Origin of the sequence: Sphingobacterium nematocida, assembly GCF_900168125.1 — a bacterium.
Taxonomy (GTDB): domain Bacteria; phylum Bacteroidota; class Bacteroidia; order Sphingobacteriales; family Sphingobacteriaceae; genus Sphingobacterium; species Sphingobacterium nematocida.
Window position 1 is genome coordinate 187363 of the sequence record NZ_FUZF01000006.1, and the last position, 14119, is coordinate 201481.

Sequence of the window (14119 nt, forward strand, 5' to 3'; positions counted from 1 at the left end):
GGCGGTGGAAGAGAGGTTACAGGAATTAGCAGCTGCTATGACAGGCGAGCTGTATAGCGATAATATGATGCGTACGCTTTATGCAACAGACGCTTCGGCTTATAGGGAGCTGCCGCTGGCTGTAGCATTTCCTAAACAGGAATCCGATATAGCGAAACTTATCCAATTTGCAGTAGACAATAAGACATCTCTCATTCCTAGGACTGCCGGCACTTCATTGGCTGGACAGGTAGTAGGCGCTGGTATTGTTGTAGATGTGTCTAAACATTTTACCCAAATTTTGGAAGTCAATACGGATCAACAGTGGGTTAGGGTACAGCCGGGTGTTATTCGGGATGAGTTGAATATGTTTCTCGAGCCTCTGGGACTATATTTTGGTCCCGAGACTTCAACGGCCAATAGAGCGATGATAGGGGGCATGGTTGGGAATAATTCCTGCGGATCTAATTCGTTGATTTATCACAGCACTCGAGAACACACGCTGGAGATTACAGGATTTCTCTCTGATGGGACCAAAACATCTTTTAAGGCTTTATCGTTTGATGATTTTATCGCTAAATGTGAGCTTCCTTCGCTAGAAGGAGAAGTTTATAGGCAGATTCGCACTATTTTGGGCGATTATAATAATCAGCAAGAAATACGTGCACAGTTTCCGAAATCAAACATCAATCGACGCAATACAGGTTATGCTATTGATCTGCTATTAGAAGCGGATCCGTTTACTGCTGGGGGAGAAGCATTCAACTTCTGTAAATTGATCTGTGGATCAGAAGGAACATTATTCTTTATGACCGAAATCAAGCTACATGTAGATAAGTTGTCGCAAAATCCAACGGGCTTGCTATGTGTGCATTTCCACTCGTTGGATGATGCACTTCGAGCTAATCTTATTGCCTTAGCGCATAAACCCTTGGTCAGCGAATTGATGGATCATTATATTCTAGAATGCACGGCCAGTAATCTCGAACAGCGACAAAACCGATTCTTTGTAGAAGGGACGCCAGAGGCTATTCTAATAATCGAGTACGATGGCTCCGACGAGGCCGCAATACGTGACCGGATTGCAAAAGTGGAATCTGCTATGCGAAATGAAGGTCTGGGGTATTATTTTCCTATTGTTTTCGGAAAGGATAGAAAAAAGGTGTGGGATTTGCGTAAGGCTGGGTTAGGGCTGCTGAGCAATATGCCTGGCGATGAAAAGCCTGTTGCCGTGATTGAAGATACGGCTGTGGCTGTAGAAGACCTTCCGGCTTATATCGCGGATTTCAATGCCATCCTGGCTCAATACGGATTGTATTCTGTACATTATGCACACGCTGCTACAGGTGAATTGCATCTAAGACCTATTCTAAACCTTAAAACCAAAGAAGGTAATTATCTTTTTCGGGAAATTGCTTTCGAAATTGCAAAATTGGTGAAGAAATATCAAGGCTCTTTGAGTGGAGAGCATGGCGATGGACGATTGCGAGGAGAGTTTATTCCGTACATGATCGGCGAACGTAATTATCAGCTGCTAAAAGATATTAAGAGAAAGTGGGATCCTGCCTGTATTTTTAATCCTGGCAAGATCGTAGATTCTCCAAAAATGAATACTTTTCTGCGGTATGAACCAGAAGTGGTAAAGAGGAAGATAGAAACGGTATTTAGATATCCAGGTCAAGATATATTAGGACATGCCGAACAGTGTAATGGCTCGGGCGATTGTCGAAAGTCGGCTTTGTCTGGCGGAACGATGTGTCCGTCCTATATGGCGAGCCGGGATGAAAAGGATACAACACGCGCACGGGCTAATATATTACGCGAGTTTTTGACAAACTCGCCCAAGGATAATCCATTTGACCATCCTGAGATAAAGGAAGTGATGGATCTCTGTCTGAGCTGTAAGGGGTGCAAAATAGAATGTCCTTCTAGTGTCGATATGGCAAAAATGAAGGCCGATTTCCTACAGCGGTATTACGACAAGCATGGGGTACCCCTACGTAGTCGTATGATCGGAAATGTAGATCGTCTAATGGATTGGATGGCTTATATTCCAGGTTTTTACAATTGGTCGGTCCAAAATCCTATCGTCGGGCAGCTAGCTAAGCGAATGGTTGGATTTTCTACGAAACGCAGTCTACCTTTGCTAGGAGAGATCCCGTTGGAAAAATGGTTTTTAAATAGAGATAAACCGATCCGAAAGGAAGCGGGAATTAAGGGGACGGTGTATTTCTTCTGTGATGAGTTTACCAACTATAATGATTTGGAGATAGGGCAACAGTCGGTTCTATTGCTAGAACGACTGGGGTATGAGGTTTTGATGATTTCGCATGTGTCCAGCGGAAGAGCTTTACTTTCTAAAGGATTGCTGAGAGAAGCGAAAAAGCTGGCCAATAAAAATGTAAAACTCTTTGCCTCCCGATTGACAGCAGAGACGCCATTACTCGCTGTAGAACCCTCCGCAATATTAACCTTTCGAGACGAATATGTTGACTTGGTCGACATAGAACTAGAAGCTGAAGCGAAAAGGATCGCACCCTATGCGATGCTTATTGAAGAGTTTTTGGTGCGCGAGTTTGAGAAAGGAAATATATCTTCCGATCTATTCGATCCAACAGAAAGACAATTCTTGTTGCATACGCATTGTCAACAGAAGGCATGGAAACTACAAGGCTATACCGAAAGGGCATTAAAGATCTTGAAAGGAGCTACTGTAAAAGTTATACCTTCTGGTTGCTGTGGTATGGCAGGTTCGTTTGGTTATGAAAAAGAACATTACCAACTGTCTATGCAGATAGGTGATCTGGTGTTATTTCCAGCTGTTAAAGGAAAGGCTATACAGGAAATTGTCGTTGCTCCAGGTACAAGTTGTCGACATCAAATTAAGGATGGGACTGGTGTCAGTGCCGTGCATCCTATCGAAGTGCTTTATGAAGCATTGATGTAATTTGGGTCGAGGATACATTTTTTTTAAATCTAAGGTCATCCTACAATCGGGATGACCTTAGATGATTTTTTTTAAGTATGTGGATACTATTTAATAGCCTTTAAGGCCTCCGTGTTCATTTTAATGTATTCCGGATTGTTTCCTTTTGTAGCCATTTCGATACCTTCTTGTGCAGCTTTCTTCGCTCCGGCCTTATCTCCTGCCTTTGTTAAGATTCTTGCCTTCCAATATTTGATATGTGGCGCTGTAGTGTTTCCCTCATCCGCTTTGCTAACCCAATCGGCTGCTTTTTTGATATCTAGATTGTTGTTAAAATAATATTGAGCTGCTTGAAAATAAGGTTTTTTATCACCCTCCATCGCTTTTTCTATACCGGCTAGGATTTCTTTCGATTGATCTGTTGCAATCGAAAATCCTACTTTTGTTTTCTCCCAGGCCAATGTAACTTTGGTTGATTTGGTCGTTACATCCTCAAAAGCAATGGTGAATGTCTCTACATTACTACTTAATGTTTGGGGTTTCACCGTGAAGCGTAGGAAATCCTCCGCTTTGTTGTATTGATAAGCGCCCCATTGTTTTACATTTTTGCTGAGGATGATGGTCCATTCATTCTTATTAGGAATAGTAAATAGTCCATAGGTACCTGCAGGTACTTTGTTGCCCTCAATGGTAACTTCCTCTTCAAAAGTAATACTTGGAATATTATTAGCTCCCGTGCGCCATACTTCACCGTAAGGGACAAGCTGACCGAAAATCACACGGTTATTCATATTCGGACGTTGATAGTTTAAAGAAATGTTTTTGATGCCTAGCCCTTGGGTGATACTCTGTGTACTACTTGCTGCTGGCAGTTTGATCTGGGCATTACTGATCTCAGTTCCGAGAAACAATGCTGTAGCTGTCGCTATCGAAAGAATTATCTTGTTCATATGCGTGTAATTATTTTATGATCCGTCAGTTGACGGATCGGTTTGTTTTTTAATGGTCATTATCTTGTGCCGACTCGTCGGCATGGAATACGCCTAGTTGTTTGTAATTTGTATAATTAGGAGTATTTCATGTCTATTTTGTTTGTTTTTTGTTGATGTGAATTTACGAAAAAACTTTTATGATTTTATTTGTTCTTCAATGGTTTAGAACCAGGCTGTTTGTTGGACTAGTTCTGAGCGGTGTTATTACATCATGCTTACTTGTACAGTATACGGAATTTTATGGTGTGATCGATCTGTTTTAGCTGTTTCAGCAGGCTTTTGTCATAGTCTGTATCAATATCCGTCACTGCATAGCCAATATCCCCACGTGTCATTAAAAACTGAGCTAAAATATTAATTTCATTTTCTGCATATACATTATTCAACTGAGCCATTATTCCTGGAGTGTTTTTATGGATATGGAGCAGTCTGTGACCTTTTATCTTTTTAGGAAGGATTAGATTCGGGAAGTTTCGACTTTGATCGGTATCTCCGTTATTAATAAATTCGGCCATACGTCTTGGGATAAATTCGGCGTTATGACTTTTGTTCTTCTTATCGTCAAATACAACGATTCCTTTTTGGCTACATATTGATTTGCTGATCTGTCCTTTGATATCTCCTAGGTATCCGATGGTTTTGAGCTTGGATGCATTTTCGAGCTGTTCATCAGATACAGAAACGCCGGGTCCGAGCAATAGCATGCCTACGTCTTTGGTATATTTGTCTTCAAAAGTATCTTTAATTCGAATCGAAAAACCATCTCTTTTAAGGATGTGACTAGAAATCTCCGGTACATCACCTACGATAAGACACAAGATCCTGTTTTTTGGATAGGATATTGCACGTGGCAAGTCATTTACATAAAGGAACTCGTCAAAACTTGGTGTCACATGGTCGGCTTTTTCGGTAACACTCTGTCTAGAGATGTTCTCTGTGAAAGCAAAGAATTTCTCTATGATACCAGATTCTTTAAGTTGAAAATCCGAATAACCGTCTCCTATACCGAAAATCCGACCCTGGATGTTTAACTCTTTTAATAGCTTGACTTTGCCGCCTTCATCCGACAAGGGATTGGTGTCGTCATAGCCAATAATATTATCCTGCTCATCAAAAATAAAGGTATTTGCATAAATATTTTCTGTCTTTATGCCGTAAGGAGACACTACAGGGGTAATAAATTCTTTGAAACCTCCAGATACAATCCACGCTGTATCGGTGTTGTTTTTGAAAAACTCCCTATTACGATCAAATGATTTTGAGACCTTTTTTTTGAGTTGTGATATAAGCTTTTTTAAGTGTCCTCGGTTCGCTTTCAATAAGGCTACTCGACCAGCAAGGCTCTCGCGGAACGAAATCTTGCCTTCCATAGCCAGATTTGTATAACGTTCTATTTCCTGATATACTTTTTCTTGGTCAGGGTCTCCTTCAAGTGATATCCGAGCGAGTTCGTCAAGAGCCTCTACTTGCGTGAAGGTGCTGTCAAAATCAATGATGTAGTAATGTTTCATTGCTGTAAACGTTTTTTTTAGGTTATGAGTCAGATACTAGCGCTAAGCTTATATCGGACGCATGGGGTTTAGATTGTTGTTGTGTGTTTTTGTGTTATGAAAGTGAAACAAGTTCTAAAGGTTATTAGTTCTTGTGTCCAATCCTTATAAATATGTGTCTGCTATTTCTCGAAGCGTTTTGTGGAGTGGTTTGAATGAATAGTTTAGTTCTTTTGCGATTTTGTCGTTCGAATACATGAGCTTTTCGGCTGAAGCACGTGCTGACTCTTCTGTCAATGCAGGACGACCTCCTTTTACTAGCGCGATGAGTTTAGCTGCACGCCATGCAATTTGAAGCATAAAGGGCTTCGCGGCTATTGTCGGTGCTTTTTTACCAAGCAGAGACGCTATTTGTTCTAAGAGCTGTTTATTTGAAATGTTTTCACTATTGAGCACATACCGCTCGGCAGTAATTTCTTTCTTATCCATTAACAACAACATGATTTCTGCAACATCATCTACATCGACAATGCCTACGGATCCGGGAGGATATATTTTGATGCCTTTGTGTACCAGGTTAAAAATTACAGCAGAGCCCGATTTGGTATTGCTGGCTCCCATGATGACCGATGGGTTGATGATAACGGCATCCAATCCTTCTGTGATACCCCGCCATACTTCAAGTTCACTTTTGTACTTTGATAAGGAATAATTGGACATATGGATGTCGTATTCCCATTTATCTTTTTCGTCAACAGGTCTTCCTAATTTATTGGAACCTAAGGCGGCTATTGAACTCACGTGTAATAGACGTGCGCCGCGTTCTAATGAAAGGTTGACGATATGACGGGTGCCCTCAACGTTGACATGTAGCATATGTTCGGCATCATCTTTCTGGTACGATATTTTAGCGGCACAATGGTAGACCTGTGTTACGCGCTCAAAAATATCTGAAAGTGCAAAATAGTCTGTAATATCGGCATCTACCCATTCGATTAGTGAAGATGCTTTTAGACTTTCCGGTATGATGGAAGTTTCCCTTTTTAAGGCGATTACCGCATTCCCTTTTTCGACTAGGCGCTTAATTACGGTAGAGCCTAAAAAGCCTGTTCCTCCTGTTACTAATATCACTGTTAACTTGTTATTGAAATACTTGATGTACTCAAAGATAACCCATTGCTATTTGCTATGCAAATTAATGGTAAAGAAGTAAGCGAGGTTATTAAAGTTATATAATGATGAAGACATATAATATTTTCACTTTTTACTTTTAAATTTTTACTTTTGATTTTATGTCATTAGCAGATTTTTTTTCACCCATTACGATTTCAGATTTTTCGTCAAAAGAAGGTTACTTCAATTCGCAGTTTGGTCACATCGTTCAGACCTACATTGATGAATTTCCAGTTTTGGATGATCCAGAAAATCGTCCTCAGTTAGCGATCGTTGGTGTCGAAGAAGAGAGGGGAGCTATTGGCAACAAAGGTACGGCAAAGGCTCCTAATGCCGTGCGTAAGCACCTGTATGAGTTGTACCAAGGAGATTATAATGTTTCTCTTGTCGATCTTGGTAATATTAAGCCCGGAAATCGAATAGAGGATACCTATGCTGCTTTACGTTTGGTTGTTGAGGAGCTGGTAAAATACGATATACTCCCAATAATCATCGGTGGAGGACATGATCTGACTTATGCCCAATACCGAGGCTACGAAGACCTGGAACAACGTGTTGAAGTGGCTATTGTGGATGCCAAATTTGACTTGGATCAAGCCAGTACCCAAGACACCCCCTTAAATTCACAGACGTACCTTAATCATATTATCTTGCATCAGCCAGATTACTTGTTTAATCTCAATAATGTAGCTTATCAGACTTATCTCGTGAGTAAAGAGTCTATAAATATGTACGATAAGCTATTTTTTAATGCACAACGTGTGGGAATGATCGCCGGTAAGTTGGATCAGGCAGAACCGATTATTCGGGCGGCAGATATGGTGAGTTTTGATATTGGTGCTATCCGTGCGTCTGAAGCTCCAGGGAATGCCAACGCTGTCCCTAACGGTCTTTTTGGTGATGAGGCCTGCCAATTGGCCCGTTACGCAGGAATGTCTGATAAATGTAGCTCAATAGGATTTTATGAGTTTAATCCGACATATGACCCTATGGAACAGACAGCAATGTTGGTCTCGCAGATGATCTGGTGTTTTGTGGATGGCTATTACAACCGTAAGAACGATGCTCCGTTGATTCCTAAATCAGCTTATATTATATACCGCACGCCACTCGAAAACGAAGCGCACGAATTGGTCTTTGTGAAAAGTAAAAAATCAGATCGTTGGTGGATGCAAGTACCTTATTTTGGTACAAAGTCGGTCAATGAGCGCTTTTATCTCGTGCCTTGTCGGTATGAGGACTATCAGCTTGCTGTAGCAGGGGAAATGCCCGATCTATGGTGGCGTACACACCAAAAATTACAATAATTCGTCTGGTAACGATGGAATATACGTTGTTTATCTTACTTGCTGTCCTAGCAGTTGCTTGTGCTTATTTATTGTGGCGCAATGGGCGTGCTGTATCCCGAGAAGTTTATGCTGCTACGCAATCAGAAAAACAGCAGTTGGAGATCTCGGCTTCCAAAGCAAATCATCATGTGGCGTTGTTGACAGAGGAACAACAATCACTCAAAGCGACGTTGGAAAGAGAACGGCAAGAACGACAAGCGGTAGAACGTACTTTAGAGGGGACGAATGCTTATTTACAGGCACAGCAAGAAAAATATTTGGAACAGAAGGAAGAAATATCCCAAATAAAGGAAAAATTTAATGCGGATTTCCAAGTGTTGGCCAATAGGATTTTAGAAGAGAAAACCCAAAAATTCACTGCCTACAATCAAGAACAGATGGGTAAGCTGTTGGATCCGTTGAAAGATAAGATAAAGAGTTTTGAAGAACGGGTAGAGAAGACCTATAATCAGGAGGCAGCCGAACGTAATGTGCTAAAAGGTGTGGTCGAGCAGCTTATGCAACAGAGTCTTGAAATTAAGAATGAAGCAGGCAACCTGGCCCGGGCGTTAAAAGGGGATACGAAAAAGCAAGGTAACTGGGGAGAGGTAGTACTGGAGCGTGTTTTGGAGCGGTCGGGATTAAATCGGGATCAGGAGTATCGGATGCAGGTTTCGTTGGCTGATGATCAGGGGCGACGATTTCAGCCCGATGCCATTATCGATCTACCAGACAATAAACAGTTGGTTGTCGACTCCAAAGTCTCTCTGGTATCCTACGAGAAGTTTGTGAATGCCCTGACGGACGAAGAAAGAACTATACATCTCAAGCAGCATGTGCAGTCTGTGGAAAATCACGTACGTGAACTCTCTGTGAAGAACTACCATAGTCTATATGGGATACATTCGCCAGATTTTGTTTTGCTGTTTATGCCTATTGAGTCAGCACTTAGCGTGGCGGTCATGCAAAAGCCGGAGCTGTTTTCAGATGCCTGGGATCGAAAGGTAGTTATTGTCAGTCCTTCTACGCTATTAGCTACACTGCGTACCATTGCGGCAGTCTGGAAACAAGAGCGTCAAAATAGGAATGTACTGGATATCGCTCGCGAAGCAGGATTACTATACGACAAGTTTGTTGGTTTCCTTACTGATATGGAACATATTCAAAGCCATCTGGACAAAGCTTCAGAAAAGCATGGTGAGGCTATGCGTAAGCTAACTTCGGGTACTGGAAATATCGTTCGTAAAGTCGAAAACCTAAAGGTTTTAGGCGCTAAGGCGAATAAGCAGATCGATGACCGCTTTTTAGAGGGGTAATTTAATACCCCATTGCCTTGTCATCTCCTCTAGGGTCGGCGCCCGTCTGTAACCTGCCATTGGGAAGGATTACGATATTTTCAACACGCCCTATGGGGCCTCTCTTATTGATCTTGTAACCATCTTTTTCTAAACTCTTACGGATTTCTGCATTGATGGCTTTCTCCTCTACATCTATATAGTCGGGTTTCCATTGATGGTGGAAGCGAGCTGCACTTACAGATTCCTGCGCGCTCATGTCGAATTCCAATACGTTTAGAATAGTTTGTAGGACCGAGGTGATGATTGTTGAACCTCCGGGAGTACCCACTACCATTCTCAGTTTTCCGTCTTTCTCAATAATTGTCGGTGTCATGGCTGAAAGCATCCGTTTTCCCGGTTGTATCGCATTTGCTTTACCCCCTAGTAATCCATACATATTCGGAGATCCCGGTTTAACGGAGAAGTCGTCCATTTCATTATTGAGCAGAAAACCTGCGCCACCCACCCATACACATGAACCATAGGAGCCATTTATGGTTGTCGTGAGCGATACGGCATTACCCTCCTTGTCTACAATGCTGAAATGGGTGGTCTCTTCAGATTCATATCCAGCAAATTTGCTGGCTTTGATACTTTCGCTATCCGTGGCTTTAGATAATGATACCTTGGACATACGCGTGTTATTAAAGGAGGCATCTGTAAGTTGCGCTACCGGGACATTGTAGAAGTCAGGGTCTCCAAGGTGTGTAGCACGATCGGCGTAGATCCTACGTTCGGCCTCAACAATAGCACGGACTGTACTGTCTGCCTGGAATCCCCATTGTCTTAAGGGATATCTTTCAATGGATTGTAGCAAAGCTAATAGAGCTATTCCCCCACTAGAAGGTGGAGGCATCGAAATTATTTTATTGTCTCTATAATAGCCCACTATAGGTTCCCGCCATTGGGCATTATAATCTGTTAAGTCTTGATGCGAAATAATTCCGTTTCCTCGTTTCATCTCCTCTACAATATAATCGGCGGTCTTTCCTTTATAAAATCCATCACGTCCCTCTTGCGCAATCCGTTCTAATGTTGCTGCTAGTTCTGTCTGTTGAAATAGATCGTCTTTTTGCCATAGGCCATCTTTGATAATAGCTGCTCCTTGCTGATTATGTGCTTGAAATCTTTTTTTGTAGTGATTAAATTCTTCAGCTTGTTGTTGCGTAATAGGGAAGCCTTCTCTTGCTAACCGGATAGCAGGGGCCAATAGCTCTTTCCAAGGAAGACTGCCATATTTTTTGTAGGCTTCGTCCATACCAGCGACGGATCCGGGAACTCCTGCTGCAAGTGGGCCATATAAACTGAGGTCTGTTATGGGTTTGCCTTCCTGGTCCAGATACATGTCACGAGAGGCGGATAATGGCGCTTTTTCCCGAAAATCCAGAGAAGCAATTTCACCAGTCTTACTTCGGTAGACCATAAATCCACCTCCGCCGATATTGCCTGCATTAGGATATACTACGGCAAGGGCGAATTTGACAGCGATGGTCGCGTCAATAGCGTTTCCCCCTTTTTTCAAGATATCGACACCAATGCTAGAGGCTATAGGATGAGCTGTTACTACGGCTCCGTTTTTGTAGGTTTGCGTGTCTTGATTGTTGGTACGTCGTTGTGTGTTACAGCCGGTTGTGATATAACAAAGAACTATAAATAACCAAAAGTGTTTCATCGAGTTCATTTATTGGGAGTGGTTATGTCGTAGGGGTGTAAGAGTCTCTACGCCACTCTGTTTGAAATTAGTTTAGTCTTTTTTGTTAAAGATACTTATCTTCACCTAAATTATCGAACGATGCGCTATTTTGTTTTTTTTCTATTCCTGTTTGCGAACCTTGTTCTATCTGCACAGACTGTTCGCGTATTGACTTATAATATTCATCATGCGAATCCTCCTTCCAAACCAGGAGTTATTGATATCGATGCTATCGCTGAGGTGATTAATGCTGTAGATGCAGATGTGATAGGTATACAAGAGGTGGATGTGAATGTGCCTCGTTCAGGAACAGTAGATCAGGCAAAGCGGCTGGCTGAACTGACCAATACGAATTATTTTTTTTCTAAAGGAATCGACCTAGACAATGGCGAGTACGGAATATTAATCTTGACAAAGCACAAAATAACGGGTCAAAGACGTTATGATTTGCCTATGCCCGTAAAGAGCGAAAACCGATCCCTAGCTATAGTTGACATCGCATTGAGCAATGGAAAGACGATTTCACTAGCGAATACGCATTTGGATTTAAAAGATGATAATAAAATCGCCCAGGCAAAATTTATAAATGATTTGGTCGATGGCTATAAACACCCTTTGATTTTGGTGGGTGATCTTAATGCTTCTCCTACTTCGGTACCTATCCAACTATTAGAACAGAAGTTTGTGCGTAATAAGAAAGACAATGGACCAACATTTCCTAACGTCAATACGAAAGAAGAAATCGATTATATCTTAATCTCCAAGCCCTCTAAGTTCAAATGGAAGAAGTATAAGGTCGTAGATGCTTCATATCCTTCTGATCATTTGCCTTTGTCGGCAGAAATCGTTATGAAATAGTCCTGTCTATTTGAGTTTTTCGTTGTTTTTGTGACGTTCGGCGTCGCGGATACTCTTTTTATCTAGGTTTTTTTCCAAAGCCTGTGTTAAATCTATTCCGGTTTGGTTTGCTAGACAGATGAGCACGAAAAGTACGTCCGCCATTTCGTCGGCTAAATCAACTTCTTTATCTGATTTTTTAAAAGATTGTTCGCCATATTGACGCGCCATAATACGTGCGACCTCTCCAACTTCTTCCATCAGCATGGCGGTATTGGTCAATTCGTTGAAATAACGGACCCCTGTTGTTGTAATCCATTTGTCGACGATTTCTTGTGCTTCTTTGATTGTCATTTTTTTTAATCGTTAAGTGTTAATGATAAATGGTTATTGCCATAGAGTAAGTAGCCATAAACCATTAATAATTATCTTTATCCTTAGTGTTCATCATAATGGTGACTGGGCCATCGTTTCTAAGATCTATCTTCATATCAGCACCAAAGATGCCCACCTGTACTTCTTTCCCTAGGAGGGACGACAGATGTTGAGCCATTTGGATGTACATCGGTTTAGCTTTGTCGGGTCTCGCTGCCCGTATAAAAGAGGGGCGGTTTCCTTTCTTTGTCTGTGCAAATAGCGTGAATTGAGATATAAGTAGAATATTTCCTTCGATATCTTGTACGGATTTATTCATCAGTCCCTGCTCGTCGCCGAATATGCGAAGATTAACCAATTTTTGCGAAAGCCATTCCATATCCTCTTGGGTATCTTCATCTTCAATACCTATTAATACCAATAAGCCATTTCCTATTATTCCGGTTATTTGTTCGTCGACGGTGCACGAGGCTTGTGTCACCCGTTGTATTACTGCTCGCATGTGTCAAAGTAAGTAAAAATTTACAATAGCTAAAAGAAAAGAGTAAAAGTCCGTAGAACTCGGTTCAAGTCTGTTGAAGTCCGTTATAGCTAGTATTAAACTCGTATTGTCTCTGTGTTAAACAAAGAGGCTATCTAATGGCACTAACCGTCACCTCGACCTAGTGGAGAGGTCTATTAACTGTATAGGATTAATATATAGCTTCTAGATATCTCCGCTACGGTCGATATGAACTGTGTTTAAATCCAAACTTAAATTTAATTTTCTCCAAATAATATTCTGTTAGGAGAGCTGTACTTTATACGGTTCCCCTGATTTTGCTATTGCAAATACCTGTTTGATCAGCTTGTTTACCGCTGCTATTATTGCTACCCGATAAGGTTTTCCTTTACCCCTCAACCTTTCGTAGAGATCTTTACAGGCTTTGTTGCATTTTATGGCAGAAACGGCTGCCATATATAATACTTTTCTTACCTGTCCCATTCCCATTTTACAGATATGACCTTTACCTTTCACACTTGTACCTGATTCATATATCCTGGGCGCCAGTCCGAAATAAGATATGACCTGCTTGTAGTTTTTGAACATCCCGAAGCCATCTGTAGCAATGATCAGCATAGAAACACTTCTGGGACCTATACCGGGTACACTTCTGATATTAGAGGCCATTTCTGCGTAGTGCTGTTTTATCAGGATTTCTATCTGGCGCTCTTTCTCCCCAATCCGTTTATCATGGCTTTCAACCTCCTCCGTTATTTCATCATACAATAGCCTATCTATTGTGCCTGCGGCCTCAAAAGCATGCAATTGACTACCTAACATGTGCCTTCTTTGCTTAAGCCCCTCCAGATAAGTTTCCAGATTGCGGATGCTTTGGATTGCTTCAGTTGGAGGTTCCCAGAGCTTAGGACTGGTCATCTGTACAAACGCTGCTATTACCATCGCATCTTTCTTGTCTGTCTTTGCTCTAGACAATCTCATCTGTGCAAACCGGCGTATAACCAATGGATTAACTACTGAAACACGTGTTCCCGAATCATATAAAAATCTTGCCAGCTGGAAGTAATAAGGACCTGTCGCTTCCATCGCAACATGGCTCCCTTGGGTATGCCGAAGCATATCCGTAAAACCTTTACTATTGTTAGCAAACCTGCCCTTGAAAGCTACTTTGCCTTCTTTTAAAACTGCAATGTCAAAATAATCTTTTGAACAATCGATTCCTGTTACCATATTTGTACTAATCGTAAAAAAAGGATTTCAGCAGTTCTTATTATGACTTATCAATCGTAAAAACAGGCTCCTAAGGCCTAATGAACTGTCCAAGTTCGTAATAAGAATGAGAGAAGGGGACTAACATACCGAAGAGTCTTATATGACTAATGACGAACTAAAGTCTTATTCCTTCTCTCTGCTGGATCTTAACCTAAATACAAAACTATATTCTGTATCTGATAATCCTGCTGTTGCTTTACAAACTTACGATGACG

11 protein-coding genes are annotated in these 14119 nt (G+C 41.4%); 4 read left to right on the forward strand and 7 right to left on the reverse strand.

Annotated elements, in window-relative coordinates; genetic code table 11:
• Positions 1-4: 4 nt before the first annotated feature.
• Positions 5-2926, forward strand: coding sequence for an FAD-binding and (Fe-S)-binding domain-containing protein (locus B5X76_RS09280; protein WP_079642843.1), 2922 nt, complete (start codon positions 5-7; stop codon positions 2924-2926).
• Positions 2927-3012: 86 nt separating this feature from the next.
• Here the strand turns inward: B5X76_RS09280 and B5X76_RS09285 are convergent, their stop codons facing one another.
• From B5X76_RS09285 to B5X76_RS09295, 3 genes are all read right to left on the reverse strand, one after another.
• On the reverse strand, positions 3013-3855 hold the full coding sequence (locus tag B5X76_RS09285; protein WP_079642823.1) for a DUF2911 domain-containing protein: 843 nt from the start codon (positions 3853-3855) through the stop codon (positions 3013-3015).
• 257 nt (positions 3856-4112) lie between these two features.
• Positions 4113-5408 carry an HAD-IB family phosphatase gene (locus B5X76_RS09290; RefSeq protein WP_079642824.1) on the reverse strand — a complete coding sequence of 432 codons (1296 nt, stop codon included), beginning with the start codon at positions 5406-5408 and terminating at the stop codon, positions 4113-4115.
• Positions 5409-5552: 144 nt separating this feature from the next.
• Positions 5553-6518: an NAD-dependent epimerase/dehydratase family protein gene (locus tag B5X76_RS09295; RefSeq protein ID WP_079642825.1), complete on the reverse strand. Its 966-nt coding sequence runs from the start codon at positions 6516-6518 to the stop codon at positions 5553-5555.
• A gap of 161 nt (positions 6519-6679) precedes the next feature.
• Here B5X76_RS09295 and B5X76_RS09300 point away from each other — a divergent pair, with 161 nt between their 5' ends.
• Together B5X76_RS09300 and rmuC are read left to right on the forward strand one after the other, a co-directional pair.
• A complete protein-coding gene (locus tag B5X76_RS09300; protein WP_079642826.1) occupies positions 6680-7867 on the forward strand; it encodes a formimidoylglutamase in 1188 nt (395 codons plus the stop codon).
• A 14-nt stretch (positions 7868-7881) separates the two neighbouring features.
• Positions 7882-9204: a DNA recombination protein RmuC gene (gene rmuC, locus B5X76_RS09305; protein ID WP_079642844.1), complete on the forward strand. Its 1323-nt coding sequence runs from the start codon at positions 7882-7884 to the stop codon at positions 9202-9204.
• Between the two features lies 1 nt (position 9205).
• Here rmuC and ggt read toward each other — a convergent pair whose 3' ends face one another.
• Entirely contained in the window at positions 9206-10897 is a 1692-nt protein-coding gene (ggt, locus tag B5X76_RS09310) for a gamma-glutamyltransferase (RefSeq protein ID WP_079642845.1), read from the reverse strand.
• 120 nt (positions 10898-11017) lie between these two features.
• On the opposite strand from ggt, the gene B5X76_RS09315 reads away from it, so the two are divergent.
• On the forward strand, positions 11018-11776 hold the full coding sequence (locus B5X76_RS09315; RefSeq protein WP_079642827.1) for an endonuclease/exonuclease/phosphatase family protein: 759 nt from the start codon (positions 11018-11020) through the stop codon (positions 11774-11776).
• A 6-nt stretch (positions 11777-11782) separates the two neighbouring features.
• On the opposite strand, the gene B5X76_RS09320 is transcribed toward B5X76_RS09315, so the two are convergent.
• The 3 genes from B5X76_RS09320 to B5X76_RS09330 all read right to left on the reverse strand — a co-directional run bounded on the left by B5X76_RS09320 (position 11783) and on the right by B5X76_RS09330 (position 13862).
• The gene (locus B5X76_RS09320; protein WP_079642828.1) at positions 11783-12109 is read right to left on the reverse strand and encodes a nucleotide pyrophosphohydrolase; all 327 of its coding nucleotides are present in this window, start codon (positions 12107-12109) and stop codon (positions 11783-11785) included.
• A 64-nt stretch (positions 12110-12173) separates the two neighbouring features.
• Complete coding sequence (gene dtd / locus B5X76_RS09325) at positions 12174-12632, reverse strand: D-aminoacyl-tRNA deacylase (protein WP_079642829.1); 459 nt, start codon at positions 12630-12632, stop codon at positions 12174-12176.
• A 282-nt stretch (positions 12633-12914) separates the two neighbouring features.
• On the reverse strand, positions 12915-13862 hold the full coding sequence (locus tag B5X76_RS09330; RefSeq protein WP_079642830.1) for an IS110 family RNA-guided transposase: 948 nt from the start codon (positions 13860-13862) through the stop codon (positions 12915-12917).
• Between the last annotated feature and the right edge of the window lie 257 nt (positions 13863-14119).

What these genes read in the sequence shown, in the direction of transcription:
- B5X76_RS09285 (WP_079642823.1), bottom strand. Translation starts at nt 3,855, where the DNA reads ATGAACAAGATAATTCTTTCGATAGCGACAGCTACAGCATTGTTTCTC.
- B5X76_RS09290 (WP_079642824.1), bottom strand. Translation starts at nt 5,408, where the DNA reads ATGAAACATTACTACATCATTGATTTTGACAGCACCTTCACGCAAGTA.
- B5X76_RS09300 (WP_079642826.1), top strand. Translation starts at nt 6,680, where the DNA reads ATGTCATTAGCAGATTTTTTTTCACCCATTACGATTTCAGATTTTTCG.
- rmuC (WP_079642844.1), top strand. Translation starts at nt 7,882, where the DNA reads ATGGAATATACGTTGTTTATCTTACTTGCTGTCCTAGCAGTTGCTTGT.
- ggt (WP_079642845.1), bottom strand. Translation starts at nt 10,897, where the DNA reads ATGAAACACTTTTGGTTATTTATAGTTCTTTGTTATATCACAACCGGC.
- B5X76_RS09315 (WP_079642827.1), top strand. Translation starts at nt 11,018, where the DNA reads ATGCGCTATTTTGTTTTTTTTCTATTCCTGTTTGCGAACCTTGTTCTA.
- B5X76_RS09320 (WP_079642828.1), bottom strand. Translation starts at nt 12,109, where the DNA reads ATGACAATCAAAGAAGCACAAGAAATCGTCGACAAATGGATTACAACA.
- dtd (WP_079642829.1), bottom strand. Translation starts at nt 12,632, where the DNA reads ATGCGAGCAGTAATACAACGGGTGACACAAGCCTCGTGCACCGTCGAC.
- B5X76_RS09330 (WP_079642830.1), bottom strand. Translation starts at nt 13,862, where the DNA reads ATGGTAACAGGAATCGATTGTTCAAAAGATTATTTTGACATTGCAGTT.